24 protein-coding genes and 1 pseudogene are annotated in these 23,349 nt (G+C 70.6%); 5 read left to right on the top strand and 20 right to left on the bottom strand.

The window, feature by feature from the left end:
* Nucleotides 1-774: 774 nt before the first annotated feature.
* Complete coding sequence (locus OG956_RS39800; protein WP_330343238.1) at nucleotides 775-1,041, bottom strand: hypothetical protein; 267 nt, start codon at nucleotides 1,039-1,041, stop codon at nucleotides 775-777.
* A 142-nt stretch (nucleotides 1,042-1,183) separates the two neighbouring features.
* On the opposite strand from OG956_RS39800, the gene OG956_RS39795 reads away from it, so the two are divergent.
* Complete coding sequence (locus OG956_RS39795) at nucleotides 1,184-1,771, top strand: GNAT family N-acetyltransferase (RefSeq protein ID WP_330343298.1); 588 nt, start codon at nucleotides 1,184-1,186, stop codon at nucleotides 1,769-1,771.
* Between the two features lie 27 nt (nucleotides 1,772-1,798).
* Here OG956_RS39795 and OG956_RS39790 read toward each other — a convergent pair.
* Nucleotides 1,799-2,798: pseudogene (locus tag OG956_RS39790) on the bottom strand (IS630 family transposase); the annotation flags it as partial.
* A 177-nt stretch (nucleotides 2,799-2,975) separates the two neighbouring features.
* The gene (locus tag OG956_RS39785) at nucleotides 2,976-3,248 is read right to left on the bottom strand and encodes a hypothetical protein (RefSeq protein ID WP_330343237.1); all 273 of its coding nucleotides are present in this window, start codon (nucleotides 3,246-3,248) and stop codon (nucleotides 2,976-2,978) included.
* Nucleotides 3,249-3,421: 173 nt separating this feature from the next.
* On the opposite strand from OG956_RS39785, the gene OG956_RS39780 reads away from it, so the two are divergent.
* Nucleotides 3,422-3,694 carry a hypothetical protein gene (locus OG956_RS39780; RefSeq protein WP_330343236.1) on the top strand — a complete coding sequence of 91 codons (273 nt, stop codon included), beginning with the start codon at nucleotides 3,422-3,424 and terminating at the stop codon, nucleotides 3,692-3,694.
* A 103-nt stretch (nucleotides 3,695-3,797) separates the two neighbouring features.
* On the opposite strand, the gene OG956_RS39775 is transcribed toward OG956_RS39780, so the two are convergent.
* Together OG956_RS39775 and OG956_RS39770 are read right to left on the bottom strand one after the other, a co-directional pair.
* A complete protein-coding gene (locus OG956_RS39775) occupies nucleotides 3,798-4,130 on the bottom strand; it encodes a winged helix-turn-helix domain-containing protein (RefSeq protein ID WP_330343235.1) in 333 nt (110 codons plus the stop codon).
* Between the two features lie 6 nt (nucleotides 4,131-4,136).
* Complete coding sequence (locus tag OG956_RS39770) at nucleotides 4,137-4,607, bottom strand: hypothetical protein (protein WP_330343234.1); 471 nt, start codon at nucleotides 4,605-4,607, stop codon at nucleotides 4,137-4,139.
* A gap of 269 nt (nucleotides 4,608-4,876) precedes the next feature.
* On the opposite strand from OG956_RS39770, the gene OG956_RS39765 reads away from it, so the two are divergent.
* On the top strand, nucleotides 4,877-5,071 hold the full coding sequence (locus OG956_RS39765; protein WP_330343233.1) for a helix-turn-helix domain-containing protein: 195 nt from the start codon (nucleotides 4,877-4,879) through the stop codon (nucleotides 5,069-5,071).
* A 554-nt stretch (nucleotides 5,072-5,625) separates the two neighbouring features.
* Here OG956_RS39765 and OG956_RS39760 read toward each other — a convergent pair.
* Complete coding sequence (locus OG956_RS39760) at nucleotides 5,626-6,450, bottom strand: hypothetical protein (protein WP_330343232.1); 825 nt, start codon at nucleotides 6,448-6,450, stop codon at nucleotides 5,626-5,628.
* 614 nt (nucleotides 6,451-7,064) lie between these two features.
* Between OG956_RS39760 and OG956_RS39755 the strand changes: the two genes are divergently transcribed.
* The gene (locus OG956_RS39755; RefSeq protein WP_330343231.1) at nucleotides 7,065-7,709 is read left to right on the top strand and encodes a dihydrofolate reductase family protein; all 645 of its coding nucleotides are present in this window, start codon (nucleotides 7,065-7,067) and stop codon (nucleotides 7,707-7,709) included.
* Between the two features lie 887 nt (nucleotides 7,710-8,596).
* Here the strand turns inward: OG956_RS39755 and OG956_RS39750 are convergent.
* The 14 genes from OG956_RS39750 to OG956_RS39690 all read right to left on the bottom strand — a co-directional run bounded on the left by OG956_RS39750 (nucleotide 8,597) and on the right by OG956_RS39690 (nucleotide 21,973).
* Nucleotides 8,597-8,842, bottom strand: coding sequence for a hypothetical protein (locus OG956_RS39750; RefSeq protein WP_330343230.1), 246 nt, complete (start codon nucleotides 8,840-8,842; stop codon nucleotides 8,597-8,599).
* Nucleotides 8,743-9,216: a pyroglutamyl-peptidase I family protein gene (locus OG956_RS40400; protein ID WP_443065717.1), complete on the bottom strand. Its 474-nt coding sequence runs from the start codon at nucleotides 9,214-9,216 to the stop codon at nucleotides 8,743-8,745. The genes OG956_RS39750 and OG956_RS40400 overlap by 100 nt, the downstream gene beginning before the upstream one ends.
* A gap of 85 nt (nucleotides 9,217-9,301) precedes the next feature.
* A complete protein-coding gene (locus OG956_RS39745; RefSeq protein WP_330343229.1) occupies nucleotides 9,302-10,357 on the bottom strand; it encodes an MFS transporter in 1,056 nt (351 codons plus the stop codon).
* 435 nt (nucleotides 10,358-10,792) lie between these two features.
* Nucleotides 10,793-11,200, bottom strand: a complete 408-nt coding sequence (locus tag OG956_RS39740; protein ID WP_330343228.1) for a cytochrome P450 — start codon at nucleotides 11,198-11,200, stop codon at nucleotides 10,793-10,795.
* Nucleotides 11,158-11,400, bottom strand: coding sequence for a hypothetical protein (locus OG956_RS39735; protein WP_330343227.1), 243 nt, complete (start codon nucleotides 11,398-11,400; stop codon nucleotides 11,158-11,160). Before OG956_RS39735 ends, OG956_RS39740 begins: the two co-directional genes overlap by 43 nt.
* A 139-nt stretch (nucleotides 11,401-11,539) precedes the next feature.
* On the bottom strand, nucleotides 11,540-12,307 hold the full coding sequence (locus OG956_RS39730) for a 4'-phosphopantetheinyl transferase family protein (protein WP_330343226.1): 768 nt from the start codon (nucleotides 12,305-12,307) through the stop codon (nucleotides 11,540-11,542).
* On the bottom strand, nucleotides 12,304-13,683 hold the full coding sequence (locus OG956_RS39725) for a M1 family metallopeptidase (protein WP_443065721.1): 1,380 nt from the start codon (nucleotides 13,681-13,683) through the stop codon (nucleotides 12,304-12,306). Before OG956_RS39725 ends, OG956_RS39730 begins: the two co-directional genes overlap by 4 nt.
* A 5-nt stretch (nucleotides 13,684-13,688) precedes the next feature.
* A complete protein-coding gene (locus OG956_RS39720) occupies nucleotides 13,689-15,032 on the bottom strand; it encodes a condensation domain-containing protein (RefSeq protein ID WP_330343224.1) in 1,344 nt (447 codons plus the stop codon).
* The gene (locus OG956_RS39715; protein ID WP_330343223.1) at nucleotides 15,022-16,779 is read right to left on the bottom strand and encodes a non-ribosomal peptide synthetase; all 1,758 of its coding nucleotides are present in this window, start codon (nucleotides 16,777-16,779) and stop codon (nucleotides 15,022-15,024) included. The genes OG956_RS39720 and OG956_RS39715 overlap by 11 nt, the downstream gene beginning before the upstream one ends.
* On the bottom strand, nucleotides 16,776-17,612 hold the full coding sequence (locus OG956_RS39710; protein ID WP_330343222.1) for a hypothetical protein: 837 nt from the start codon (nucleotides 17,610-17,612) through the stop codon (nucleotides 16,776-16,778). The genes OG956_RS39715 and OG956_RS39710 overlap by 4 nt, the downstream gene beginning before the upstream one ends.
* Nucleotides 17,602-18,750 carry a MupA/Atu3671 family FMN-dependent luciferase-like monooxygenase gene (locus tag OG956_RS39705; RefSeq protein WP_330343221.1) on the bottom strand — a complete coding sequence of 383 codons (1,149 nt, stop codon included), beginning with the start codon at nucleotides 18,748-18,750 and terminating at the stop codon, nucleotides 17,602-17,604. The genes OG956_RS39710 and OG956_RS39705 overlap by 11 nt, the downstream gene beginning before the upstream one ends.
* Entirely contained in the window at nucleotides 18,734-20,293 is a 1,560-nt protein-coding gene (locus OG956_RS39700) for an AMP-binding protein (RefSeq protein WP_330343220.1), read from the bottom strand. Before OG956_RS39700 ends, OG956_RS39705 begins: the two co-directional genes overlap by 17 nt.
* Complete coding sequence (locus OG956_RS39695) at nucleotides 20,290-20,565, bottom strand: acyl carrier protein (protein WP_330343219.1); 276 nt, start codon at nucleotides 20,563-20,565, stop codon at nucleotides 20,290-20,292. Before OG956_RS39695 ends, OG956_RS39700 begins: the two co-directional genes overlap by 4 nt.
* Before the next feature lie 37 nt (nucleotides 20,566-20,602).
* On the bottom strand, nucleotides 20,603-21,973 hold the full coding sequence (locus tag OG956_RS39690; RefSeq protein WP_330343218.1) for a condensation domain-containing protein: 1,371 nt from the start codon (nucleotides 21,971-21,973) through the stop codon (nucleotides 20,603-20,605).
* An 86-nt stretch (nucleotides 21,974-22,059) separates the two neighbouring features.
* On the opposite strand from OG956_RS39690, the gene OG956_RS39685 reads away from it, so the two are divergent.
* Nucleotides 22,060-23,346: an MFS transporter gene (locus OG956_RS39685; RefSeq protein ID WP_330343217.1), complete on the top strand. Its 1,287-nt coding sequence runs from the start codon at nucleotides 22,060-22,062 to the stop codon at nucleotides 23,344-23,346.
* The last annotated feature ends 3 nt before the right edge of the window (nucleotides 23,347-23,349 follow it).

The raw sequence follows: 23,349 nt of genomic DNA, 5'->3' as shown, positions 1-23,349 counted from the left end.
ACTGCTGCCGTGGCGCGGGCTGTTCCTGAATCAGCCCAGCGCAAAGACGCAGCCATGTGCAGTGTTCGGTGCGAGGACGCAGCCGGGTCCGGCCCCCCGTCGGGTCGGTCCAGCGGTCCGGTTGGCGTCACCGATGACTCAAAGACCGGTTCGGGCCCCCTGCCCGAACGTGCCCCCCACAAGCGCAGCGATCTTCACAAATTCCCCTCATTTGTGGACCTTAAGAGTCCAACAAGCGCGAGGTAAGAGGAAGGCTCTTTACCGATCCGAAACCTTTGAATCGGCTCTGAGTCCTATCCCCTCGGCAGGCGAACTTCTTGAGTTCCCGCATATATGCACGGACTCGCGCACCCATGGACGCGGCACGGGCCGGCTTGCCAGCACATGAGGCCGCGGCGACCAGGTACACGGCGCCTGGGCTGCGCGATCTTCACAACTCCTCCCCGTTCGCGCATACTCAAGAGTTCAACAAGCAGCGTTCAATCGGAAGTCCTGTTATCACTTCGTTCTTGCGGCCGGTTGTTCGCTCACGCACCGCACGCCTGTCGCGCGCCCCTGTACCACCCCCTCTCCTGAAGGGTGAGGCTGACAGCCGCCCGACGTTCACCGACCTCCGTCTCCGCACCGGCCGTCGTCGACCGCCTCACGTTCGGCCACATCATCGAGACCGGAACCTACTCGCACCGCCCGCCACCACCCGAGCCCGAGGCGAACAGCGGTGTCCGGGCTGGCTCCAACGCGGGCCGCCCCGGCAGCAGGGGTCTGCGGAGGTGGTCAGCGATAGTCGTTGAGCCAGTCGTCCGGGATCAGGTCACGAACGCGGTCGAGGTCTTCCATCGTCCGTCCGCGGGGCCGGGATGGCCGCCCCATCGTCATCGCGCAAGATGACGTCTTGGCACAGGAACCACCGTGTCTCCTCACCGATGGGGTATGCACCGGGAACGGCAGTCGGGCCGAGTTCGTCTCCAGCAGTTCAAGGCTGTCGTCATCCGGGGCGAGGAAGTCGCAGAGCTCATCATCGGTCTGCAGGGACTCCGACAAGATGATCTCGACGAGGCAAAGGGAAAGACGCTCCAGCCAGTCCTCCCACCGCTAGTGCCGTGACCGCATACGTTCGCCGGGTTGGCAGTCGGGTACCGGATATCGAGGTCTGTCCGAAGTGGGGCTGTGGCACGATGCCGCGATGATCACCGCAGCTGTACCGCCCGTTGTTCCTGCAGGCCACATGGCCAAGCAGGAACAACCCGTCCTCGCCCTCCCCAGCGGCCTGGAGCTGCGCCCCTGGCGCGTCAGCGACGCCGACACCTTGGTAACCGCCGGCCATGATCCGGCGATTCGCCAGTGGAACCTACTGGTCGTGGCCTCGCCTGCGGAAGCACGCAAGCGTATCGAGCGCATGCATGAGCGCTGGCAGAACGAGCAGAGTGCGATATGGGCCATCGCCCGTCCCGACGGTGGCGAGGCCGTGGGTCTGATCGGCTGGGGTGACATCGACCTCACCGGCGGCAGCGCCGAAATCCTGTACTGGCTCCTGCCCGCAGGCCGCGGCCGCGGCGTCATGGTCGAGGCCACGAAACGCGCCAGCCAGTGGGCGTTTGACGACCTTGGCCTGCACCGGCTTCGGCTGTGCCACGCGGTGGCCAACCCGGCATCGTGCCGAGTAGCAACGAAGGCGGGCTTCTCCGTCGAAGGCACGATGCGCAGCGCGCTGCTGCACGAAGACGGATGGCACGACCAGCATCTGCACGCCCTGGTCCAGGGCGACATCTGATCCTGTGACGACGGTCAGGCCACAGGGCAGGTAGCGGTGCAGGGCCTGGGTCTGCGCGGGGTGGCTGCGGCGGTGGGGACTTGGCCAGGGTGAACTGCCGCAGCGGGCCGAAGTGCGCCTCGATCGGTTTGCCCAGGAGGCGTAGGTCGGCGTGAAGCACAGCTCGACCTTGTTCTTCTTGGTCCAGCGGCGGATGACCGCACCGGTGTGGGCGGAAAGGTTGTCCAAGATGCTGTAGATGGGGGCGCCGTCGGGTCGGGCGGCGCGGATCGACTTCAGCGCGGCCAGGCTGTTGGCGGAGCCTTTGCGCCGGCGGTTGACGCCCCACAACCGGTCGTCGCCGACCGAGTAGCAGCCAGGGAAGTAGGTGATGCCGTGGGTGCGATGGTAGGTCGCCGGCAGGCGGTTGAGCCTGCCCTGTCTCGCCCAGCAGGTGCCCGCGGTGGGGCGGATTCCCAGGGGCCCGCAGTCGTCGAAAGCGAAGACCCGGTCCGGGAAGCGTTCCAGCACCTCTTCGATCCGGTCGAGCTTCGCATCGCGGTTCGGGTCGGGGGGACTCCTTCCATGTCTTGGTGCGATGGAAAGTGATACCGCGGCGCAGGAGCAAACACCGTAAAGCCTCACGACTGATACGGATGACGCGTCCGTGGACACGGCGCAGGAAGGCGGCGAGTTTCCGTATGGACCAGCGGGTGAAGGGCTGGCCGAGCTTGGTGGGGCAGGTGATGGCCGTCTGGACGACGAAATCCTCGTCGTCAGGAGTGAGCAGGCGGGGGACGGCCTCCCGCCCACTGAGGGTTCAGACAGGCCAGGCCGATCTGATTGAACCGGTGGATCACATCCCTGACGGTGTCCTCGTCGGCCTGGAGAGCTGGGCGATCACCGGGACGCGGTTTCCGCCAGCGGAGGCCAGCAGCATCATCGCCCGGCGATAGCGCACCGAGTTGGTACTGCGCCGGCGCACGATCTGCTGCAGCTTCTGCCCTTCTTGGTCGGTCAGTCTGCGCACCCGCACAGGCTCGGCCACTCACGCCTCCCAGCAGTCGGAACCGGACATCACTGCCCATTCAGCTCCCGGACGGCTACCGCACCGGCCTGATCCGCCGCCGCGCCCAGGACCTGTACGAGGCGATCCCCGCCCAGCACCACCACGAGCGTGCTGTGCGCGAGTTGCGGGAGGTCCTTGCCGTCTGAATCCCCGACTTCAGCCGCCTGCCGGTGCAGCGCTGCGCACGGCCGCCTCGAGCTGCCGCAGTCGCGGGGCGGGCCAGGCAGGTTTCCATCGCCAGGCCGACCACGCCGCGGCGTCGGCGAAGGGCCCCAAGCGTTCGGCGAGCATCGCGAGGACTTCGTCGCGGGCGGCGTCCACGGCCTGGTGCTCGGTGTCGGTGACGATGCCGAGCCGCCGCACGTGCGCGTACTCGTCTTCGTCCTTCCACTGCCAGCTGCTCAGGTCCGGGGCGACGACCAGGTCCACGGTGAGATGGGGCCCAACCGGTCACCGCACCCACCGGGGACACGGCCCTGCCGGCAGACCGTACGGCCTGCGGATCGTCCCTCATTGACATGGCGTGCATGAGGGACGATCCCTGGGACGCCCCAGGAGGGACTGTCGGGCAGCTCCGTCAGGTGGTCCGCCGGAGTGGAAGGATGAGGGCTCGCTCCCCCAGCCGTCCTTCCTTCCGCATGCTCCCCGCCCCGGTCGTCCTGGACGACGGCCGCACCGTCGACGTCGCCGTCTCGGTCGGCGCGGCGACTCCGCGCACGGTCGGCTCCCGCGACCTGGCAGTGCGGCAACGGGCCGCCGATGCGGCGCTGTACGACGGCAAGCACGCGGACCGCGTGACCGCCGCCTCGCCCGCACACACCACGGCGCCGTCCATCAACGGACTCCGCGCCGGGCGTCCGGGCATCGCGAAGTGACGGAACGAAGCCTGTCACATATCCCCTGTGTGACGCCCCCGCCTGCGAGCCGGGCGAACCGGTAGGTGCCCCCGTGTACAGGACGGGGCACCTACCGGCGTTTTCAGGTGTCGGGCGTGGCGGCCGTGCCGTGCCGCCGGCCCTGTTCGACACTTGTGTTCACCAGCGCGTTCAACGCGGCAAGGTGCTCTTCCAGAGCCTTCCTGCCGTCGGGCGTCAAAGAGAGCCACGTACGTGGTCGCCTGCCGAGGTATCCCTTGCGCACCCGCACGTACCCGGCACTTTCCAGCGCTGTGACCAGCTTTGACAGCGTAGCCGCTGACGCACCGCAGCACTCCTGGACCGCCTTGAACTCGGCCTCTATGCAGCCGGAGAGGAAGGCGACGATGGCCAGGCGCGTGGGGTGGTGGATCTGCTCATGCAGCTTCCCTGACATCGGTCCTCACGCCTTGCGTGCGCCGGCCAGGCGGATCCAGGCGGACGCGCCGAGGCCACAGCCCAGCACGACGAAGAACCAGGGACCGCCGGCTGCCGCGTCGACGAGCAGCGCGACAACCACGACAAGTGACATGGAAGCGCCGTTCTTCCAGCGGTCGGCCTTGCCCGCACCTGCCGACCAGGCCATGACGCCGCTTCGGCGCGCGGCCGCAAAAGGCACGGCGACGGCCGCGGCGACCAGGAGGAGAGCGACCGCGCGGATCACCCACTGCCAGGGGTGCAGGTCATCGGCCAGGCCAAGCGCGGACAGCCCTATGGCGAAGCCGAGTCCGACGAAGGGCGGGTGCCATGCCGCGACAGGACGCGAGCGGGCGGCACTTCGTGCGGCAGCGGCCGCGTCCAGCGCCGCACGGGCGTCGTCGTACGTGTTCATCACGTTCATCCTCCAGCAGAAGCGTTGCTGCCAGAGTGGCATCTACTTTCCAAGTAGGCAACTACATGGTCGGTGGCAATACTTGCACTCTGTAGAACTCATGGGGTGCGCAACTAGCGTGCGAATGTGGTCTGATCGTTGAGAGCAGCTGCTGATGCAGACCAGGTCGGTTGGCCGGTCGAGAGCACACGAGGGCTACGCATGGGGACCGCAGCGACGCTGCTGTACTCCCGTCCGAGCCTGCTCGACACACGGCTGCACCGGCCGCATCAGCGCCCCGGTTGCAAGAGCTACTGAGGTGGAGTAGGCACATGCCTCGTCCACCGGCCATGCCGCCAGACGAGAAGGTTCAACTGCTTCTCGCCGTACTGTCTGGACAGACCACGGTGTCGCAGGCAGCCGGGGAAGCCGATGTCACAGAACAGTCCATCGGCAACTGGCGGCGCCAGTTCATCGCCGCAGGACAGCGCGACCTGGAGGCCGGGCCGGGGGAAGTCGCCACGTGAGCAGCAACTCCTCTACGAGATCAACAGACTCAAGGCAGCGCTGGGCGAAGCATTCCTCCAGCTCAAGGCAGGACGCGCCGCATTCGACCCGCGGACGGTCCCTAGACAGACCTCGAGGCCTTACGGACTGCGCGGCGCTCAGCGTTTTGAGGTTCTGCCACATCATTTCGGTGTGTTCGGCCCCGGCGAGGCCGTGTCGCCGTCTCACCGCGTCCGACAGCTGGTCAACTGCCGCGCAATGGGGGTCTGGGTCGCCGCCGATCACCGGAACCCGGTCGGTGACCGCGCTGTTGCGGGGGTACGTACCCCCATAACTTGATCGATCCGATCTCCTGACACGGGCCAGGGGGCTCAGGCAGTGGGCCTTCCCTCCATGCCGCTGCCGCCGGCACCGAGCCGCTGCAGCGGCCGTGTGCCGCCGAGCCGCTGTCGAGGTGCGGCCCGTTGTCGTTGACCAGGCCGGGACGATGCCTGCACCACGGCGCTGGCGGTGAGGACGGCCCCGTCGGCACGGAAGCCTGCCTGGCCTGACGGGCGGAGCAGAGCTGCACAGGTCAGTTGGCGGAGATGTTGGCGGTGAGGGCGCGGACGGCTTCCCGGGTGCTGTCCGCGGCGAACCGGATTTCCCGTACCTCCTGCTGCGGCTTTCCGGGTTTGGGCGCGACAGGGTAGGGCTCGCGCAGAGTGACGCTCAGCGTGGTGGAGTCTCCGATGGGCATCGCGAGGACGCCGTCGTCGATCTGAACGGCCCTTCGGTATCCGCTGTGCCGGCTCGTACGGACGGATTCGACGAGGTCGAGAGGGATCACGATCTGCACGAAGTGGGCGAAGCGCAGCACCATCTTGCCGTCGCCGACGAGGTGCGGGCGAATGGACAGCGCCGCGATGAAGCCGAGTACCCAGAGAGTCCCGTAGATGGAGACCACCAGGAGGACGATGCGCACCACGGACCAGGGAACCAAGAACTCGACGGCGAGAATCTCCAGCGGCACCACAAAAACCATCACCCACATGATTGGCTTGATCTCCGAGCCATAGGTCAGGGCCTCGTGCCCTTCCGGTGCGTCCGGCTTACGGCGGATCCAGCGCCAAAGCGCGCGAAAAAGTCCGAATTCCATCCCCACCGCCTTGGCGACAGGGTCAGGCAGCACGGTGGACAGCGCCTGGTTGAGGGCCTCGTGTCCGTCGGCTCCCCGGCTCTTGGATGCCTTGTAGGCCCGCGTGGCCAGGGCGAATTCGGTGAGGACGATCCCGGCAAGGAGCAGCTCGAGCAGCAGTCCGACCACTACGGCCTCGCCTACGCTGAACACGCCGGTCCACACGAGGCAGACCTCGGCGAGGACAACAGTGGGCGCCGCCCATCGGGCCCCGGTCGCCATGATCCTCCGCAACGCCAACCGCCCTTCTTTCGCGGATATCGGCCGTACGGAAATTATCCCCGATCGCCCTGCGCGACTAAGCGTCGTGAATGCGCGAACTGGCTTTTTTCTTTCGCAGGTGCTTGCCATGGAAATGGCCTTCCGGGTGAGTCACACGAGCTGTTGCGGACCTGGAAGGCACCCGCGCCTGTATGACGGTCGTAGGGAGCTGTGTCCGCTTCGTCGTCGTAGCCGTCAGGAGCACCACATGGGGTCCCACCGACTGCTCCGTGGGCAGCTGTACTGGCATGACACCGCCGTTCAGGAGCGACATGGAGATGGACGGGCAGAGCCGGATCCCGACGCTCTCGGCTAGTCCGAGTGCGATGCACCGGCGAGCCAGGTCAAGTTCCCCGCGGGAGCCCTTGCGATCCGCGGAACCGGCGAGCCGCACCTGCTCACCACCTGCCGATGTGGTTCGTGTCCGCCACCGGGCGCACCACCGATGGAACCGCTGCCCGACACGCCTGGAAGAAAGATGGCGGGCCGCTGTCGATCGTGCCGCGTCCCGTTCGACGTCATGATGTGGGGCGCCTCGCCCCACGATGACCCGACAGGACCTGACGAGGAACGACGTGGATCAACTGCTGAGAGTCATGAACTTCAACGTCTCCAGTGACGGAATCGGTGCCGGAAAGGATCAGAGCCTGGACAGGCCGTTCGGCCTCGACCATCCCGAGAGGCTGTTCGCCTGGGCCGGCGCCACGGCGAGCTGGCCCATGCGCACGGATCCGGGCGGGAGCCGAGGCCTCGACGACTACTTCACGCGGGACTTCGCACGCGACATCGGTGCCGAGATCATGGGCCGCAACAAGTTCGGGCCCCAGCGCGGCCCCTGGCCGGACGATGAATGGCGCGGCTGGTGGGGCGAGGAGCCCCCGTTCCGCACGCCGGTGTTCGTCATGACGCACCACACGCGTCCGTCGTTCACACTGTCCGACACCACTTTCCACTTCGTCGACGGCGACCCTGCCACGGTCCTGGAACGGGCCCGGGAAGCGGCGCAGGGCAAGGACGTCCGACTCGGCGGCGGAGTCACCACCATCCGGCAGTTCCTTGATGCCGGTCTCGTCGACACCATGCATGTGGCGGTCTCGCCGGTGAAGCTCGGGTCCGGACTACGCCTGTGGGAGTCCCCCGATGAACTGCTCGACCGGTTCCACCTGGAGACCGTGCCCAGCTCGAGCGGCGTGACGCACCACCTGTTCTGGCGAAGGTGACACCGCGGCGAACTGCCGGGCACAGGCGGTCCGAAGGCCACGGGGGTGAAGGCCGGGGCCTCCCCGAACGCCCGCGACGGGTGCACAGCCATGGGCCGGACCAGCCAGAAGGGCGGCACCTTCAACTGGGGACACGGCCCGCGGCCAAGGCCGCGGCGGAGGCAGTGCGGCGCCTCGACGCGGTGGGCGCTCGAATTGGCTTGCATTGCAGGTCATCGGGGACCTGGCATGCCGACCCCGCAGGGGCCGGGGGTGTGACAGACACCCGCGAACGTCTCCGACGCGCAGTCGGGCAGTACGTCCACGACCCGGCCTGCTTCGACGTCGACGGGCACAGTGCCGTAAAGGCCGCGCCGATCTGGAAGCGCATTTCGCCGGTCCGGTCCGCGGATGAATCGGGCCGCCGACGGCCCGCAAATCTGTGCCGCCCCGGCCCCGCATCCGCCGGCGGCGGGGCGGTCGCAGCTTTGTTCAGGGTGCTCGTCAGCGACCGAAGCGACTCTGGGCCGAACCTGGATGACCGTCTCCTCACCGGGCGGCTCCGCCAGTACCGGTCTGGACGTCCTCGGCTTGCCCACCCGGCTGGATCCGGCTCGGCGCCCTGCTCGGACCATCGGCCAGGTTCCGAGGCGAAGGAGTGCAGTGCTCAGCGCCGTCTCGCGGAGCCCGGCGTCGTCGGGGCGCTGCTCGCGCACAGACTGGGGTGGCCGTGACATGCCATCCGCGCTTGCAGCCTCTGCGGCATGGGGCCCAACCGGTTACCGCACCCACCGGGGACACGGCCCTGACGGCAGACCATACGGCCGGTGGATCGTTCCTCATTGACATGGCGTGCATGAGGGACGAGCCCATCACAGAGACAACTGGTCCTGACTGGAAGCCGTTGATCACGGGACTGTCGGTCCGGTTGCGGCCAGGGTGGGCGCCAGGTCGAAGCAGGCGTCCGGCCTGGGGTGGACGCACACGTACCCGGGATTGCTGTCCCTGGCGCCGTCGGTCAGGGACAGGCGTGACGCGAGGGCCTCGGCGAGGATCACATGCGCCTCGGCGGTCGGATGGCAGTAGTCCACGAAGTCGGCCGGACCGAGCAGCTCGGCCAGGTCGACGACCTCGACGTTCGGCCGCGCGGCCATCGGTATGCCGCGGGCCCGTCGGCGACGGTGGGTTCGTCGATGGGCTGATGGCCGTTGTTGTCCGCCCCCTCGGCATCGTTGAGGTTGATAGCGACACGCTCGATGGTGATGTCGGGGCGGCTGCCTCCCTGGCCCGTGGAGATGACCAGCTCCGGCTCCACCCGCAGGATCTGCTTACGGAGTTCGGATATGGAGTCCCCGAATGCGCACGGCAGCAGGGCCGCCTCCAACTGCATGTTCTCCGGCGGGGATTCGGCTACGAGCCGGCATGCCTCCCAGGCGGAGTTCACAGAGTTTCGGCCGAAGGGTTCGACGCCGGTCAGCAGGACGCGTGAAACGGTGGCCTCCGAGGGTGAGGACAGCGAATTCGTCACACGCTGTCGGCCTGTGGAGCGGAACAGACAGGAGTGCACTTGCGGGAGCGGCCGGCCGGAACGTGAATCCGTCCGGATCCTTGTTTCAAGTCGTGTGCCGAAGTTGTCGCACGGAAGGAACGGCGAGCGGGCAGAGCGTGAGGGCGATCCACAGGAATCCGCCGATGAGTGCGACGCGGGGCGCCCCGAAAGCACTCGCCATGGGGGCGGCCGACAGCTGACCTGCCGGAACGCCGATGAAGGACCCCAGATTGTCGTACGACGAGATCCGGGACAGCATGTTCTGGGGAATGTTCTCCTGCAGCGTGGTCTCCCAGGCAATGCTGTAGAGACCGAAACTCAGCCCGGCCAGGAACGCGGCGGCCGCCAGCCAGTACGCGTTCGCGACGAGTCCCAGGGCGATCAGCGGGAGACCCACCAGACTCGCGCACAGCTGCGCCACGGGCAGGAGCCGCCTCAGGGTGATGCGGTACATCACCACCGCGATGAACAGGATGCCGATCGCCCTGACGCTGAGCACCATGCCCCAGGAGGTCTCGCCGATCCGCTCTTTCGCGATCAGCGGTCCCAGGACCGTCCAGATGCCCACCTGAATGTAGTTGGCGACGCCGAACGAGGCGACGATCGTCCAGACCCAGGTGCGGGACCGGAACTCCGTCCAGCCCTCGCGGAGTGCGACGAAGGTGCTGGCCTTCCGGGGCGGCGTCTTGCCGGTCATCTTGAGCCGGAACATGCAGACCGCGGCGACGAAGTACGTGGCGGCGTCGACGGAGATCGCCCAGCCGCCGTTCGTGGTCGCCACAAGGGTGGCCGCAGCGGTGGGGCCCAGTACCTTCGCCGCGTTCTTGGCCGATCCCAGCACTGAATTCGCGCGCTGGATCTGCGGCTTGGGCACGATGTCCGGGACGATGCCACGCAGCGCCGGGTTCGTGAAGGCCGCCAGAGTTCCGTTGAGGGCTTCCAGCAGAACCAGAGCACCGAGATGGTAGTTTCCGGAGATCAAGATGAAAGCGACAACAGCCTGTGTCAGACCGGCACCGAGATTCGACAGCAGAAGTACAAGTCGCCGCGAGAACCGGTCGCCGACTACCCCGCCCGCCAGCGTGAAAACGATGAGAGGAATGGTGTTGGCGGTGAGCACCGCCCCCATGTCGCCTGCGCTGTCGGACGCGTTGAGAACCGAGGGACAGTGCCACCGGGGTCATCGAGCTGCCGAGCAGCGAGACGAGTCGTCCGGCGAAGAACCACCGGAATGCCGGCAGACGAAAAGGGCTGGCGACATCCACCGCCTGCTCTGGATCGTCTGCTGCGGCCTCGGTTTTCAGACTCATTCCCACACCCTGCTTTGACACGTAAGGAACCCAGCGAATCGACGTCAGAGACTACAACATCAATGTCCGGTGCCTGCCGCGCAGTTGATGGTCCCGGCCACTCATGAGAAGTAGTTCCTCGCGTCCTGGCTTTTCTGGAAATTCGTGCGGCCGGGGCTGCGTGCACAGGCGTGTTCGAGTTGCCGCCCCTGGTTCCCCGGCGTGGACGGACCCGGCTGCTGCCGGGCCCGTCCACCGGCTCATTCTCAGTGGTCGTAGCTCATGGGGCACCTCCTCCCGGGTCGGTGGGCGAATTCATCACGGAGGCGCTCGGGGGTGCCGGCCAGCCTCAGCGGCGTACCGGCGTCGAGGAGCCCGATCACCAACTGCTTCACCGCCAGCTGGCCGAATATCGTTCCCAGGCAGGCGTGCGGCCCCCAGCCGAAGCCCAGATGCGGGTTGGGAGACCGGTCCAGAACCAGTTCGTCCGGGCGCGGAAACTGCTCCGGGTCCCGGTTGGCGGCCGCCATGAGGGTCAGCACCGTCTGGCCGGGCTCGATGACCGTGCCCCGGATCGTGGTCCGCCTGGTCGCCACGCGGCTGGTGCCCTGCGCTGGTCCGTCGAAGCGGATCAGTTCGTCCACACCGGTGTCGAGCAGGCGCTCGTCGTGCAACCGGGCCAGCGCTTCCGGGTGCTGCGAAGGGTGAGTGCCACATTGCCCGCAGTGGCGTACACGGTGCCGAAGCTCGCGTTGAACGTGACGCTGGTGGTGTTCCGGATGTAGTGCTCCGGGACCCGCGCCTTCGCCGCGTTCTTCCGGACGTCGTGCAGGGTCCCCGGCCGGCCGTTGTTCTCGAACCAGGAGTCGACCAACGCGTTGACCTGGGGACTGCATGGTCTGTTCGGAGCGGGTCCCGGTCCGATACCACCGCATCGGGCGCGCGGCGACCAGGCCGACGCGTCGCCCGACGCCGAGGTCCTTGGGAAACCCGTCGCGTTCCGTGCCGTGTCGTCACAGGGTCAGGTCGGCCACCCGTGTCAGCTCGGTGACGGTCACCTTCGGCCGCTGCCGGTGTGTTGCCAGGGCGGCGACGGGACCGCGGGTCAGCGGCAGGTCGGTGAGGTGGAGTGCGCCGTGGGGCCAGCCGGCCGGGGGAGCGTCGAGCCGGGCCACGGGGCCGTCCACCGACAGCGCGGTGAAGGGCACCCGCGGCAGACCGTGACCGGTGAGCTTGACCACCGCCTCCTTGCGCGCCCAGAGCCTGAGCAGCGCCCGTTCGTCCGGCTCCGGCGCGAAGGACAGCGCGCGGCGTTCCGGCTCGGAGGCCAGCAGCCGCATCAGCCCGGCGGGGTCAATGGCCCGGCTGCCCGATTCCGCGTCCACGCCGACGCGGGTGCCGGTCGACGCGGCCAGCACGATCACGCCCTGGGTGTGGGAGACGGAGTAGTCGAGTCCGGGTGCCGCCGGGAAGTGCGGCTTTCCATGGCCGCCGTGCGGGCAGTGGGCGCACGCTCGGCTGATCTCCACCTGGTCGCCGGGCACACCGAGGTACCGGGCGCCGAGCGTGCGCTGCAGGGCACGGGAGACGGAGAACGTCCACCGGTCCTCTTTTGCCGCCAGTCCCTCCGCCCGTGACCGCTCCTGCGGCGAGAGCCACGCCTGGGCGTCCGCAGCGGTGACGCCGGCGTCTTCCCTCACCACCCATACGCGTACGACCGCGCCCGCGCCCTCGGGCCGTCGGCGCGTCTGTCGCCGCTGCGCCGCGGGCTGGACGCTCAAAGAGCCGGTTTCCCTTCGGTGAACAGCCAGGTGTGGAAGAGACCGTCCAGCCGCTGCCCGCTGACGTGTTCGGCGAGGCGGACGAAGTCGGCGGTGTCCGCGTTGCCGTACCGGTGGAGCTTCACCCAGGCGGGCAGCAGGGTGAAGAACGCTGTGTCGCCGATGCGTTCGCGGAGCATCTGGAGTGTCATCGCGCCGCGCTGGTAGACCGGGGGCGTGAACATGGTGTCGCGCCGGGGGTCGGCGACCTTCGTCCGCCAGAACGGCGAGTCGGCGGGCTGGGCGTTGTACGCCGCGAGGAAGGAGTCGTGGGCGGAGCGGGTGCCCTGGTGCTCGGCCCACAGCCACTGGGCGTAGGTGGCGAAGCCCTCGTTGAGCCAGATGTCCTTCCACCGCGCCACGCTCACCGAGTCGCCGAACCACTGGTGGGCCAGTTCGTGCACGATGGTCGTCTCGTTGCGCACCGCCGAATAGAGCGGCTTGGTCTGCACCTCCAGCGAGAACCCGGCCTCGGGCATGTCGTCCACGATCGCGCCGGTCTCCTCGAAGGGGTACGGCCCGAAGACCTTCGACCAGTAGTCGGTGGCGGCGGCGGTGACGGCGTACACGTCCACGCCGTTGCTGTTCTTCAGCACCGGGTCGATGGCGACGTAGACCGGGATGCCGCCCGGGGTGCGGCCGGTGCGCACGTCGAACTTCCCGATGGTGGCGGTGGCGAGGTAGGTCGCCATCGGCCGCGACTCGCGCCAGCGGGTGTACGTCGAGCCGCCCTTGTCGTACGTCGAGACCAGCCGGCCGTTGGAGACGGCGGTCAATCCCTTCGGCGCCCTGATCCGGATGTCGTAGGTGGCCTTGTCGGAGGGGTGGTCGCTGGACGGGAACCAGGTGGAGGCCGCGTTGGGTTCACCGGCGACGAAGACGCCGTCGGGGGTCTTCATCCAGCCGTAGTCGGAGCCGACGATCGGGCCGGACAGGGGGTGCGGGGCGCCGCCGTAGGCGACGGAGACGGTGAAGCGCCGGCCCTTCGGCAGCGGGCTGCGCGGCGTGACGCGCAGTTCGTCGCCGTCACGCACCCAGGGCGCGGGGCTGCCGTTGACCGTGACCCCTTCGACCTTCAGTTGCTGCAGGTCCAGGTCGAAGGAGGAGAGGTTCTGCGTCGCGCGGGCGGTGAGGGTCGTACGCCCGTCGAGGCGGCCGGACGAGGGGGTGTACCCGAGGTCGAGGTCGTAGTGCAGGGCGTCGAAGCCGCCGTTGCCGAGGTTCGGGAAGTAGGGGTCGCCGACGCCGGATGCGCCAGGGGCGGGCGGCGATACGGCGGCGAGGGCGAAGAAGGACGTCAGAGCGGTGGCGACGGCCGTCAGGCGTACGGTGGACAGTGGTTTCACGAGTCGTCCTCGCTGGTGGGCAGGGGCCGCAGCGGGTCAGCGGTCGCTGTGGCCAGCAGGGTGTGGAAACGGCCGGCGATGCGCTGGGCGGTCGCCGGGGTGAAGAGGTCGGTGCTGTACTCGAGGCGGCCCGTCATACGGCCGCCGGTGCGGGTGATGCTCAGGAAGAGGTCGAGTTTGGCCGTCGCGGTGTCGCCGAGTTCGGTGGTGACGGTGCAGCCGGGCAGCGTGAAGGGGGCCGGGTCGCCCTCGTGGTAGCCCAGCATGAGTTGGAACACCGGGTTGAACGCGGGGTCGCGGACCGGATTCAGTTCCTCGACCAGTACCTCGAACGGCAGCGCCCGGTGAGCGACGGCCGCCCGGCTCTCGTCGCGGGCGAGGAGTACCAGCTCCCGGAAGGTGGACGCCCGGGACGTGCGCAGGCGGTGGACGACCGTGTTCACGAACATGCCGACCATCCCGAAGTGCTCCTCCCGCTCCCGGCAGCTCACCGGGGCGCCGACGACGGCTTCGTCACCGCCGCCCTCGGCCCGGATCAGGGCCGCGAAGGCCGCGAGCAGCACGGGGAACGGGCCGGCGCGGCAGGATCTGGCCAGCAGCGCGACCCGGTCGGCCACGGGTGGGTCGACGGTGAAGCGGACGTGGCCGCCTGCGAGGCTCCGCACCGGCGGGCGGCGCCGGTCGGCGGGGAGCGTCGCCGGGACGGGAAGGCCGGCCAGGTGCTCCAGCCAGTACGCGCGCGCGGTGCGCAGGCCGGGGTCCGTCAGGCGGGCGGCCTGGTCCTCGGCGTAGTCGGCGTACTGCTCCGGCAGGGGCGGCAGTCGCGGACCGGTCCCTGCGAGAAGAGCGGTGTAGCAGAGGGACAGTTCGCGGTTGACGAGGTCAAGGGACCAGCCGTCACAGGCGATGTGATGGAGGGTCAGGCACAGGAGGTGGCTGCGGGGGCCCAGTCGCAGGAGCAGGGGGCGGATCACGGATCCCGTGCTCAGGTCGAACGGTCGGCGTGCCTCGGCGGCCGCCCGCCGCTCCGCCTCCGCCTCCGGGTCGTCGCAGGCCGACACGTCCACCCGCGGAATGCGCATCCGCTGCGCGGGGCGGGTGAACTGGCGGAGTGCGCCCGATCGCATCCGGTAGCCGGTGCGCAGGATCTCGTGCCGTCCCACCACTTCGGTCAGGGACCGTTCCAGTACCTCGACGTCCAGCTCGCCGTCGATTCGGTGGACGAGCGGGACGGCGTACGCGGCCGATCCGGCGTGGAGCCGGTCGAGGATCCACAGCCGTTTCTGCGCGCAGGAGACCGCGCGGTCCGCCGGCGCCCGGCAGGCCGGCTCAGTGGGCACGGGACACCTCGGCGGCCAGCCGGGCGACCGTGGGGTCGTAGAGGAAGTCGCCGAGTGCCACCTGGGCGGCGAAGCGGTCGTTGACCCGGGACACCAGCCGCATGGCCAGCAGCGAGTGCCCGCCCAGGGCGAAGAAGTCGTCGGTGACGCCGACGAAGGACAGGCCCAGCAGTTCGGCCGTGAGCCCGGCGAGTTCCCGCTCCAGGTCGGTGCGCGGCGCCACGGCGTTCTCGTCGGCGCCGTCCGCGCCGTCGGTCTCGGCGGCCGGCGGCAGCGCCGCTCGGTCGATTTTCCCCGTCGGCGTCAGCGGCAGGGCGGAGTGGACCACGAACGCGGACGGGATCATCCATTCCGGCAGTCGCCCGGCGAGGAACTCGCGCAGCCCGGACGGCCGGGCGCCGGGCGCCGCGGGGACCACATGAGCCACCAGCCTGCGGTCGCCCGCCGGTTCCTCCACCACCACGGCCACCTGCCTGAGGCCGGGGTGCCGGCCCAGAGCCGCCTCGACCTCGCCCGGCTCCACCCGGTAGCCGCGGATCTTGACCTGGTCGTCGAGGCGGCCGAGGAACTCCAGCGCTCCGTCCGCCCGGCAGCGCACCAGGTCCCCGGTGCGGTACATGCGTGCTCCGGGCTCTTCCGTGAACGGATCGGGCAGGAAACGCTCCCGGCTCGCTGCGGGCTGCCCGGCGTATCCGCGGGCGACGCCGGGGCCGCCGATGAACAGCTCGCCCGGTGTGCCGTCCGCGACGGGCCGCAGTTCGGCGTCGAGGACGTAGACGCTGGTGTTGGCGATGGGCCGGCCGATCGGCACCGACGCGGCGTCGGTCGGGACCGACTCGATCGGCCCGCAGACCGCGAAGGTGGTGGCCTCGGTCGGGCCGTAACCGTTCAGGATGCGCGCCGGGCGCAGCCGCGGGGGGCTCGTGACCAGGCGGCGTGCCGTGGTGACGTCGACGACGTCGCCGCCGACCAGCAGGTTGCGCAGCCCGGCGAAGCTGTCCGGGCGGTCCGCCATCACCTCGGAGAAGAGCGCGGAGGTGAGGAACATGGTGGTGATGCGGTGGGCGGCCAGGGCCGGCCCGAGCGCGCCGGGCGTCAGCAGGGTCTCGGTCGGGATCACGCAGAGTGTGCCGCCGTGCAGCAGCGCGCCCCAGACCTCGAAGGTGAACGCGTCGAACGACGGGTCGGCGACCTGGGCGATCCGCTCGTCGGGGCCGAACCGGACGTAGTCGGCGCCGCACACCAGCCGCAGCACCGAGCGGTGCTCGATCATCACCCCCTTGGGCCGGCCGGTGGAACCCGAGGTGAACAGTACGTACGCCAGCGAGCGGGGGTCGGCGGGCGGCGGCGGGGCGGTCGCCGGGAAGGCCGCCGCGGCGCGCAGTTCCTCGCCGCCCACCGTCACCGTGGCCTCGGCGTCGGCCAGCATCTGCTGCCGCCGCTCGGCGGGATGGCCGGGGCCCGCCGGCACGTAGGCGCCGCCGGCCTTGAGCACCGCCAGGAGGGCGGTCACCAGTTCGTGGCCCCGGTCCAGCAGCACGCCGACCCGGGTCTCGGGTCGTACGCCGCGGGTGCGCAGCAGGTGCGCCAGGCGGTTGGCGCGCTCGTCCAGTTCCGCGTAGGTCACGCGGTCGTCTCCGTCGACGACCGCGACGGCGTGCGGGCGGGCGCGGACCTGCTCGGCGAAGAGGCGGGGGATCGTCGCGTCCGCCGGGTAGGGGGTGCGGGGGCCGTGCAGGATGCTCACGTCGCTTCCTCCTGTTCTCGGTGCGCCCGCCGCGCCTGTTCCGCCTGGGCGCGGGCGGCGTCGGTCAGGCGCCCGTCGTAGCGGATCCGGCCGCCGGGGCCGGCGTACCGGGGTGTGCGGCCGCGGGTGCGGCGGATCATCGTGATGCTGTTCTGCCGGAGTTTGTGCGGTTCGAGGAGGTTGAGGATCTCGAGCTCGCCCGGCCGGGACCGCTGCAGGCCGGCCAGGTAGCGCAGGATCGCCTCGCCCTCCGGGTACGTCATGAGGTAGTGCAGGACCGCCACGCCTCCGTCGGGGTTGAGGCGGTCCAGGAAGTGGTCGAGGAAGTACAGGCAGTCCCAGGCGTCCACCCAGGCCAGGTCGATGGGGTGGAAGTCGGGCGGCAGCGCGGTGTCGCAGGCGCGCAGCGGGGCGTCGACGACGGTGACCAGGTGTGCCAGCCCGAGGTCTTCCAGGACGCGTGCGACCCGTGGGGCGGAGGACTGCGGAAGGGAACCGTCGTCCACCGCGACCAGGACCGGCCGGTACGGCTCCAGGTAGCTCGCCGGCGCCGCGAGCGGGGGCTCGGCGCGCAGCCAGGCGTCGTCCAGCGGGAGGCCGCCGCCGAGGTACGGCCGGGTCTTGGCGGCGAGCGCCGCCGCCTCCTCACGCACGCGGCGGCTCACCCGGTCCAGGGACGCCGCCAGGAACGGCGTGGTGTAGCCCATGCCGACCTCCAGGACCCGCTGGGGCCGGGTGAGTTCGACCAGGTTCGCCAGGAGCGGGGCGACCGCCTCGGTGCCCATGCCCGCCACCCGCAGGGCGGCGACCGCCGTGTCGAAGTCAGCGCTCACCGCGGGCTCCCCGGTCGCACAGGCCGGCCAGGCGTTCCAGACCGGTCAGCACGGTGTCGGCGGGCAGGCCGAAGTCGATCAGGCACGCCACCTCGTCGACTCCGATGCGGCGCAGACGCTCAAGGACTCGGGCCGCCTTGGCCGGGGTGCCGAGCAGCCCGCCGTGGTCGAAGTAGCGGTCGAAGGAGCGCCGGACCAGGAAGTCCACGTCGGCCGGGCGCAGTCGCGCCGGGTCGATGCGGCGTCTGCCGTCCAGCCGGGAGCCGAGCAGCAGGCCGAGGGAGTCGCGCAGGTAGCGGCAGAGCGGCTCCCTGACCAGCTCGCGCACCTCTTCCTCGTCGTCGCCCAGAAACGTGTGCACCATCAGGGCCACGTGGCCGTCGCCGCCGCTCGTGGCGCGGTACTCGGCGATGTTGCGGGCGAGGGCGTCGAGGTCCTGGCCGAGCAGGTGCGTGAGGATGCCCGCGCCCATGGCGCCGGCCCGGCGGAAGGTCTCGGTGTGGCCGGCGCTGGTGATCCAGACGGGGAGTTCGGGCTGTACCGGCTGGGGATGGACGCGGACGGACCGCCGGGCGCCGGTGCCGTCGCGGACGGTGATGCTCTCGCCCCGCCACAGGCGGCGCACCTGCTGCGCGTGCTCCAGCACGAGGGCCCGCCGGTCGGCGTAGGCCTCGGGGCGCAGGGCGAAGTCCGCGGCGTGCCAGCCGGAGGCGAACGAGACGCCCACCCGGCCGTCGGAGAGGTTGTCCACCACGGACCACTCCTCGGCGATCCGCAGCGGGTGGTGGAGCGGTGCGACGACGCTGCCGGCGCGGATCGCCACGCGCTCGGTGGCGACCGCGACGGCGGCGCCGGTCACCGACGGATTGGGGTACAGGCCGCCGAAGGGGTGGAAGTGCCGCTCGGGGGTCCATACCGCGGTGAAGCCGTGGGCGTCGGCGAAGCGGGCGCCGTCGAGCAGGAGCCCGTAGCGGTCGCTCTTGGTCTCGTCGCTGTCGGCGGCGAAGTAGAAGAGGCTCAGGTCGACCTGCGGGGCCCGGGCGGGGGCGCCAGGCGCCGGGGATGCGCCGGCGCCGGTGGCGGGCGGCGCGGCGGCGCCGGCCGTGTGCCGGGCGGCCGGGTCACGTGTGGACGGCATGGGCGGGTTCCTCCGGTGCGTCGGATTCGGGCTGCGTGGCGTGGGCGGCTTGTTCGCGCAGGGCGGCCCGGTCGGTCTTGCCGTTGGCGGTGCGGGGCAGGGCGTGCAGGTGCAGGAAGCTGCGGGGGACGAGGTGGACGGGCAGCGTTGCGCGCAGTGCGCGCAGCAGTGCGCGCCGGGGCTGGGGGCGCCCGGTGTAGCCGGCGGCCAGCTCGGTCACGCCGTCCCGGGTGACGGGCACCACGACGGCCTCGTGTATGCCGGGCAGCCGCCGCAGCGCGGCCTCCACCTCGCCGGTCTCGACCCGGAAGCCGCGGATCTTCACCTGGTCGTCGAGGCGGCCCAGGTGGACCAGTCGGCCGTCCTGCACGCTCACCCGGTCGCCGGTGCGGTAGTAGTGCCAGGGCTCCACCCGACCGGGCCGGTGGAGGCCGACGAAGCGGCCGGTGTCGTCCCGCGGGTCCAGGTAGCCGTCGAAGCGTTGCGGGCCGCGCACGCACAATTCGCCCGTCGCCGCGTCGACGAGGTGTTCCAGGCCCGGGTAGAGGCGGCCGATGGGGACGGTGCCGTTGGTGGTGCGCGGCCAGTGCCGCGGATCCTGCGGCAGCTGGAACTCGGCGCAGGCGACGGTGAGTTCGGTGGGCCCGTAGAGGTTGTGCAGAGTGGCGTGGGGTGCGCCGGCCCGCCAGGTGGCCGCCTGTTCGCAGGTGAGCGGTTCGCCGCAGAACAGGCTGTGCCGCAGCGTGGTGATCCTGCGCCGGGCGGGCAGCAGGCCGAGCCCGGCGCTGACGGACACCGCCGAGGGCACCGCGAACCAGTGGGTGAGCCGGCGGCGGGTGGCGTACTCGACCGGGTCGAACAGCTCGTTGCGGTCGGGTACGACCAGGGTCGCCCCGCCGCCCCAGGTGACGAAGAGATCGAACACGGACAGGTCGAAGGTCAGGTCGAAGGTGTGCGACATCCGGCAGCCCGGCCGGACCCGGTAGCGGGCGATGTTGTGCCGCAGGAAGGGCAGCACGTTGCGGTGCCGGATCGGTATGCCCTTGGGCGTGCCCGTCGTGCCCGAGGTGAACAGCACGTACGCCGGCCGCTCCGGCGCGGGTCGGGACGGCGGCAGGGACGCGCGGGGCGCGGCGGACGGGTGCAGCACCTGCTCGTCCGTCAGGTGCAGCACCGTCAGCCCGTCCGCCCAGGGCGATCCGCCGTCCTGTCCCGGCGCGGAGTCGGTCAGCAGGACGTCGACGCCGGCCAGTTCGCGGATGCGGCGGTTGCGTTCGGCCGGGTACCCGGGGTGGAACGGAACCACCGTCGCGCCGAGCCGGAGGGCGCCCAGGTAGCCGGCGTACGCGACCGCGCTGCGCGTGGCCAGCAGGCCGACCCGTGTCACATGGTCGCCGCCGGCGTCCCGCAGCCGGGCCGCGACGGTTTCGGCGGCCTCCCGCAGCTGGCGGTAGGACAGGCTGCAGCCCGGCAGTTCGACGGCGGGCGCCTCCGGGTGGCGGTCGGCCGTGGCGGCGAACACCTGGTACAGGCCGGCGTTCACCGGTCGCCCGCCAGCAGCCGGGCCTGGGCGCGCACCGTGGGATGCCGGAACAGGTCGGTGGCCAGCAGCCCGCCGCCGCCGGGCAGTTCGCTGAGGTGCTCCCACAACAGCAACAGCAGCAGCGAGTTGCCCCCGGCGTCGAAGAATCCGGTGTCGAGCGGTACGGCGTCGGGGTCCACGCCGAGTGTCTCGGCCCAGGCGCCGCGGACGGCGCCGAGCAGGCCGTCCGGGGCGTCCTGAACGCCCGCTTCAGGGATCGCGTGCCAGGTCACCTCTGGGTTCCTTTCGCCTCTGTCTGCGCCTGTCCGGTCACTTCGCGGCCTCCAGCGGGGTCGTCGCGGACAGCGGGATCCGCGGGTCGGCGGTCACCGTGTCGAGGAGCTGCGCGTAGTGCGCGGCGGCCCGCGCGATCGTGGTGGCGTCGAACAGATCGCGGTCGTACTCCCAGATCAGCTCGATGCCCCGGTGTTCCGCCCGGGCGTGCGGAGCGCCGCTCTGCTCCGCGTGCGGGATGGCGATGACGTTCAGGTCGGCCTTGGCGCTGCCGTTGGTCAGCCCGGGGGTCACGACGGCGGTCAGGCCCGGCATGCGGACCGGGCGCAGGGGCGCGTCGTGGAAGGAGAACAGCACCTCGCTCAGCGGCTGCCGGCCCGGCGTCCGCGGGGGCCGCAGCGCGGCGACGACCCGGTCGAACGGCAGGTCCTGGTGGGCCAGCGCGCCGAGCGTGGTGTCGCGGACCCGGCCGAGCAGGTCGCCGAAGGAGGGGTCGCCGCCCACATCGGCCCGCAGGGCCACGGTGTTGACGACCATGCCGAGCATGCGGTGGGTCTCCGGGCGGCCGCGGGCGGCCATGCCCGACGCGACGCAGAAGTCGTCCTGCCCCGACCAGGCGTGCAGCAGCACTTCGAAGGCGGCGAGCAGCACCGTGAACAGGGACACCCGGTGTCCCCTGGCCAGGGCGCGTGCCCGGTCGGCGAGGGAAGCCGGCAGAGCAAACCGCGGTGCGTCGCCGAGGAAGCGCCGCCGCGGGGTGCGGGGGCGGTCGGTGCGCAGGTTCAGGTACGGGGGGACGCCGGCGAGCCGGTTCGTCCAGTAGGCGAGTTGCCGTTCGGCTTCGGGTCCGTGCAGCCAGGCCCGCTGCCAGCTGGTGAAGTCGGCGAACTGCGGTGGCGCGGCGGGCAGCGGTGACGGGGCGCCGGTGGCGTGGGCCGCGTACAGGGCGCACAGTTCCTCGACGAAGACGTTGAAGGACCAGCCGTCGTGGATCAGGTGGTGTTCCAGGTGGAGCAGCACATGCCGGTCGTCCGCGAGCCGCAGCAGCCGCCAGCGCACCAGGGGCAGCCGGTCGACCGGCAGGTCGGTGTCGATTTCCGCGGCGATCGCCGCCCGTGCCGCCGCCTCGGGGTCGGCCGCGCCCCGCAGGTCGTCGACGGGCAGCTCCACGGGGTACGGCGGGTGGACCCGCCCGTAGGGGCCGGCGGGGCCGTCGGCGAAGGTCGTCCGGTAGATCTCGTGCCGGCTGACGGTGTCGTTCAGGGCGCGGGCGAGGGCTGCGGCGTCGAGGTGTCCCGCGAGGTCGATGCGCGCCTGGAACTGGTAGGCGCGGATGCCCGGTCGGAGCCGCTGCACGAACCACAGCCGTTCCTGCGAGCACGACAGGGGGGCTTGCCGGTCGGTCATGTCCGAAACTCCATTCCTGCTCATGACAGGTGGCGCGGGCGCTGATTACTGTGGGGCTCCGTGCCGACGAAAGGTGTGTGACCTGCGTGCCTGCCGAGCGGGGGACCGACGACCGGGAGGAGCCGGCGCCTCGTGGGCGCCTTGGCCGGGTGTCCGACTTCCAGCGGTTGTGGGCCGCGCAGTCGGTCAGCGAGACGGGCACCCAGATGGGCCAGCTCGCCGTTCCGCTGCTCGCCATGGGGGCGCTGCACGCGTCCGCCACCGAACTCGGCTTCCTCAGCGGCGCCCGCATGCTGCCGTTCCTGGTGCTGGCGCTGCCCGCGGGCGCGCTGCTCGACCGGATCCGCCGACTGCCCGTGATGGTCCTGTCGGACGTGTGCCGGGCGCTGCTGGTGGTGAGCGTGCCCCTGGCGTACGCCCTGGACCTGCTCACGTTCGCGCAGCTGTATCTCGTGGTGCTGCTCGTCGGCGTGTTCACCGTGGCGTTCGACGTCGCCTACCAGAGCTATCTGCCCACGCTGGTCGGGCGCGAGGACCTCGCCGGCGCCAACGCCCGGCTGACGGCCAGCGCTTCGGCGGCCGAGCTGGCCGGGCCGGCCGCGGCCGGTGTGCTGACCGGGGCGCTGGGGGCGGCGGCGACCGTGCTCGTGGACGGCGTCAGCTTCCTGGCGTCCGGCCTGCTGTGCCGCGCGATCCGGCACCGGGAGCCCGTGCCGGAGCGCGCCGCCGGGGCGCCGGGGTCGCTGCGCGGGGAGGTCGGCGAAGGGCTCGGCTTCGTGCTGCGCCGGCGCGAACTGCGGGCGGTGGCGGGGTCGGCCGCCTTCCTCAACCTCGGTTCGTCGATGCTGACAGTGCTGCTGACCCTGTACATGGTGCGCGAGCTGCACTACTCCTCCACCTCGGTCGGTGTGGTCCTCTCGCTGGGCGGCGCGGGTCTGGTCGCCGGTGCGCTGGCCGCGCGCCGCGTCATCGACCGGCTGGGCTACGGGCGTTCCATCACGGCCGGCGCCGTGCTGTGCGTGGCCGGCCTGGTGGTGACGCCATTGGCGTCGCCGGGACTGTCGTGGCCGTTCCTGGCCGGCGGTCAGCTGCTGTTCGGCTTCGGCGTTCCGCTGTTCAACATCGCCCAGGTGACGCTGCGTCAGGCGCTCACTCCCGACCGGCTGCGGGGCCGGATGAACGCGTCCATGCGGTTCGTCATCTGGAGTGTGATCGCGGTCGGCGGCCCGGTCGCTGGTCTGCTCGCCCAGGCCGCGGGGACGCGCGGCGCCATGGTCGTCGCGGCGGCGGCCGGCGCGCTCGCCTGGCTGCCGTTGCTGGTCTCTCCCGTCCCGGCGCTGCGTGAGCTGCCCCGGGTGCCCGAGCCGGCCTGACCC

Origin of the sequence: Streptomyces sp. NBC_00557 (assembly GCF_036345995.1) — a bacterium.
Taxonomy (GTDB): domain Bacteria; phylum Actinomycetota; class Actinomycetes; order Streptomycetales; family Streptomycetaceae; genus Streptomyces.
Note: the sequence above shows the minus strand (reverse complement) of the source record. Positions and strands in the feature narration are given on the sequence as shown.

Bases quoted from the DNA above. Each gene is read 5' to 3' on its own strand.
- OG956_RS39795 (WP_330343298.1), top strand. From the start codon at position 1,184: ATGATCACCGCAGCTGTACCGCCCGTTGTTCCTGCAGGCCACATGGCC.
- OG956_RS39780 (WP_330343236.1), top strand. From the start codon at position 3,422: ATGAGGGCTCGCTCCCCCAGCCGTCCTTCCTTCCGCATGCTCCCCGCC.
- OG956_RS39775 (WP_330343235.1), bottom strand. From the start codon at position 4,130: ATGTCAGGGAAGCTGCATGAGCAGATCCACCACCCCACGCGCCTGGCC.
- OG956_RS39770 (WP_330343234.1), bottom strand. From the start codon at position 4,607: ATGCCACTCTGGCAGCAACGCTTCTGCTGGAGGATGAACGTGATGAAC.
- OG956_RS39765 (WP_330343233.1), top strand. From the start codon at position 4,877: ATGCCTCGTCCACCGGCCATGCCGCCAGACGAGAAGGTTCAACTGCTT.
- OG956_RS39760 (WP_330343232.1), bottom strand. From the start codon at position 6,450: ATGGCGACCGGGGCCCGATGGGCGGCGCCCACTGTTGTCCTCGCCGAG.
- OG956_RS39750 (WP_330343230.1), bottom strand. From the start codon at position 8,842: ATGGCCGCGCGGCCGAACGTCGAGGTCGTCGACCTGGCCGAGCTGCTC.
- OG956_RS39705 (WP_330343221.1), bottom strand. From the start codon at position 18,750: ATGCCGTCCACACGTGACCCGGCCGCCCGGCACACGGCCGGCGCCGCC.
- OG956_RS39690 (WP_330343218.1), bottom strand. From the start codon at position 21,973: ATGACCGACCGGCAAGCCCCCCTGTCGTGCTCGCAGGAACGGCTGTGG.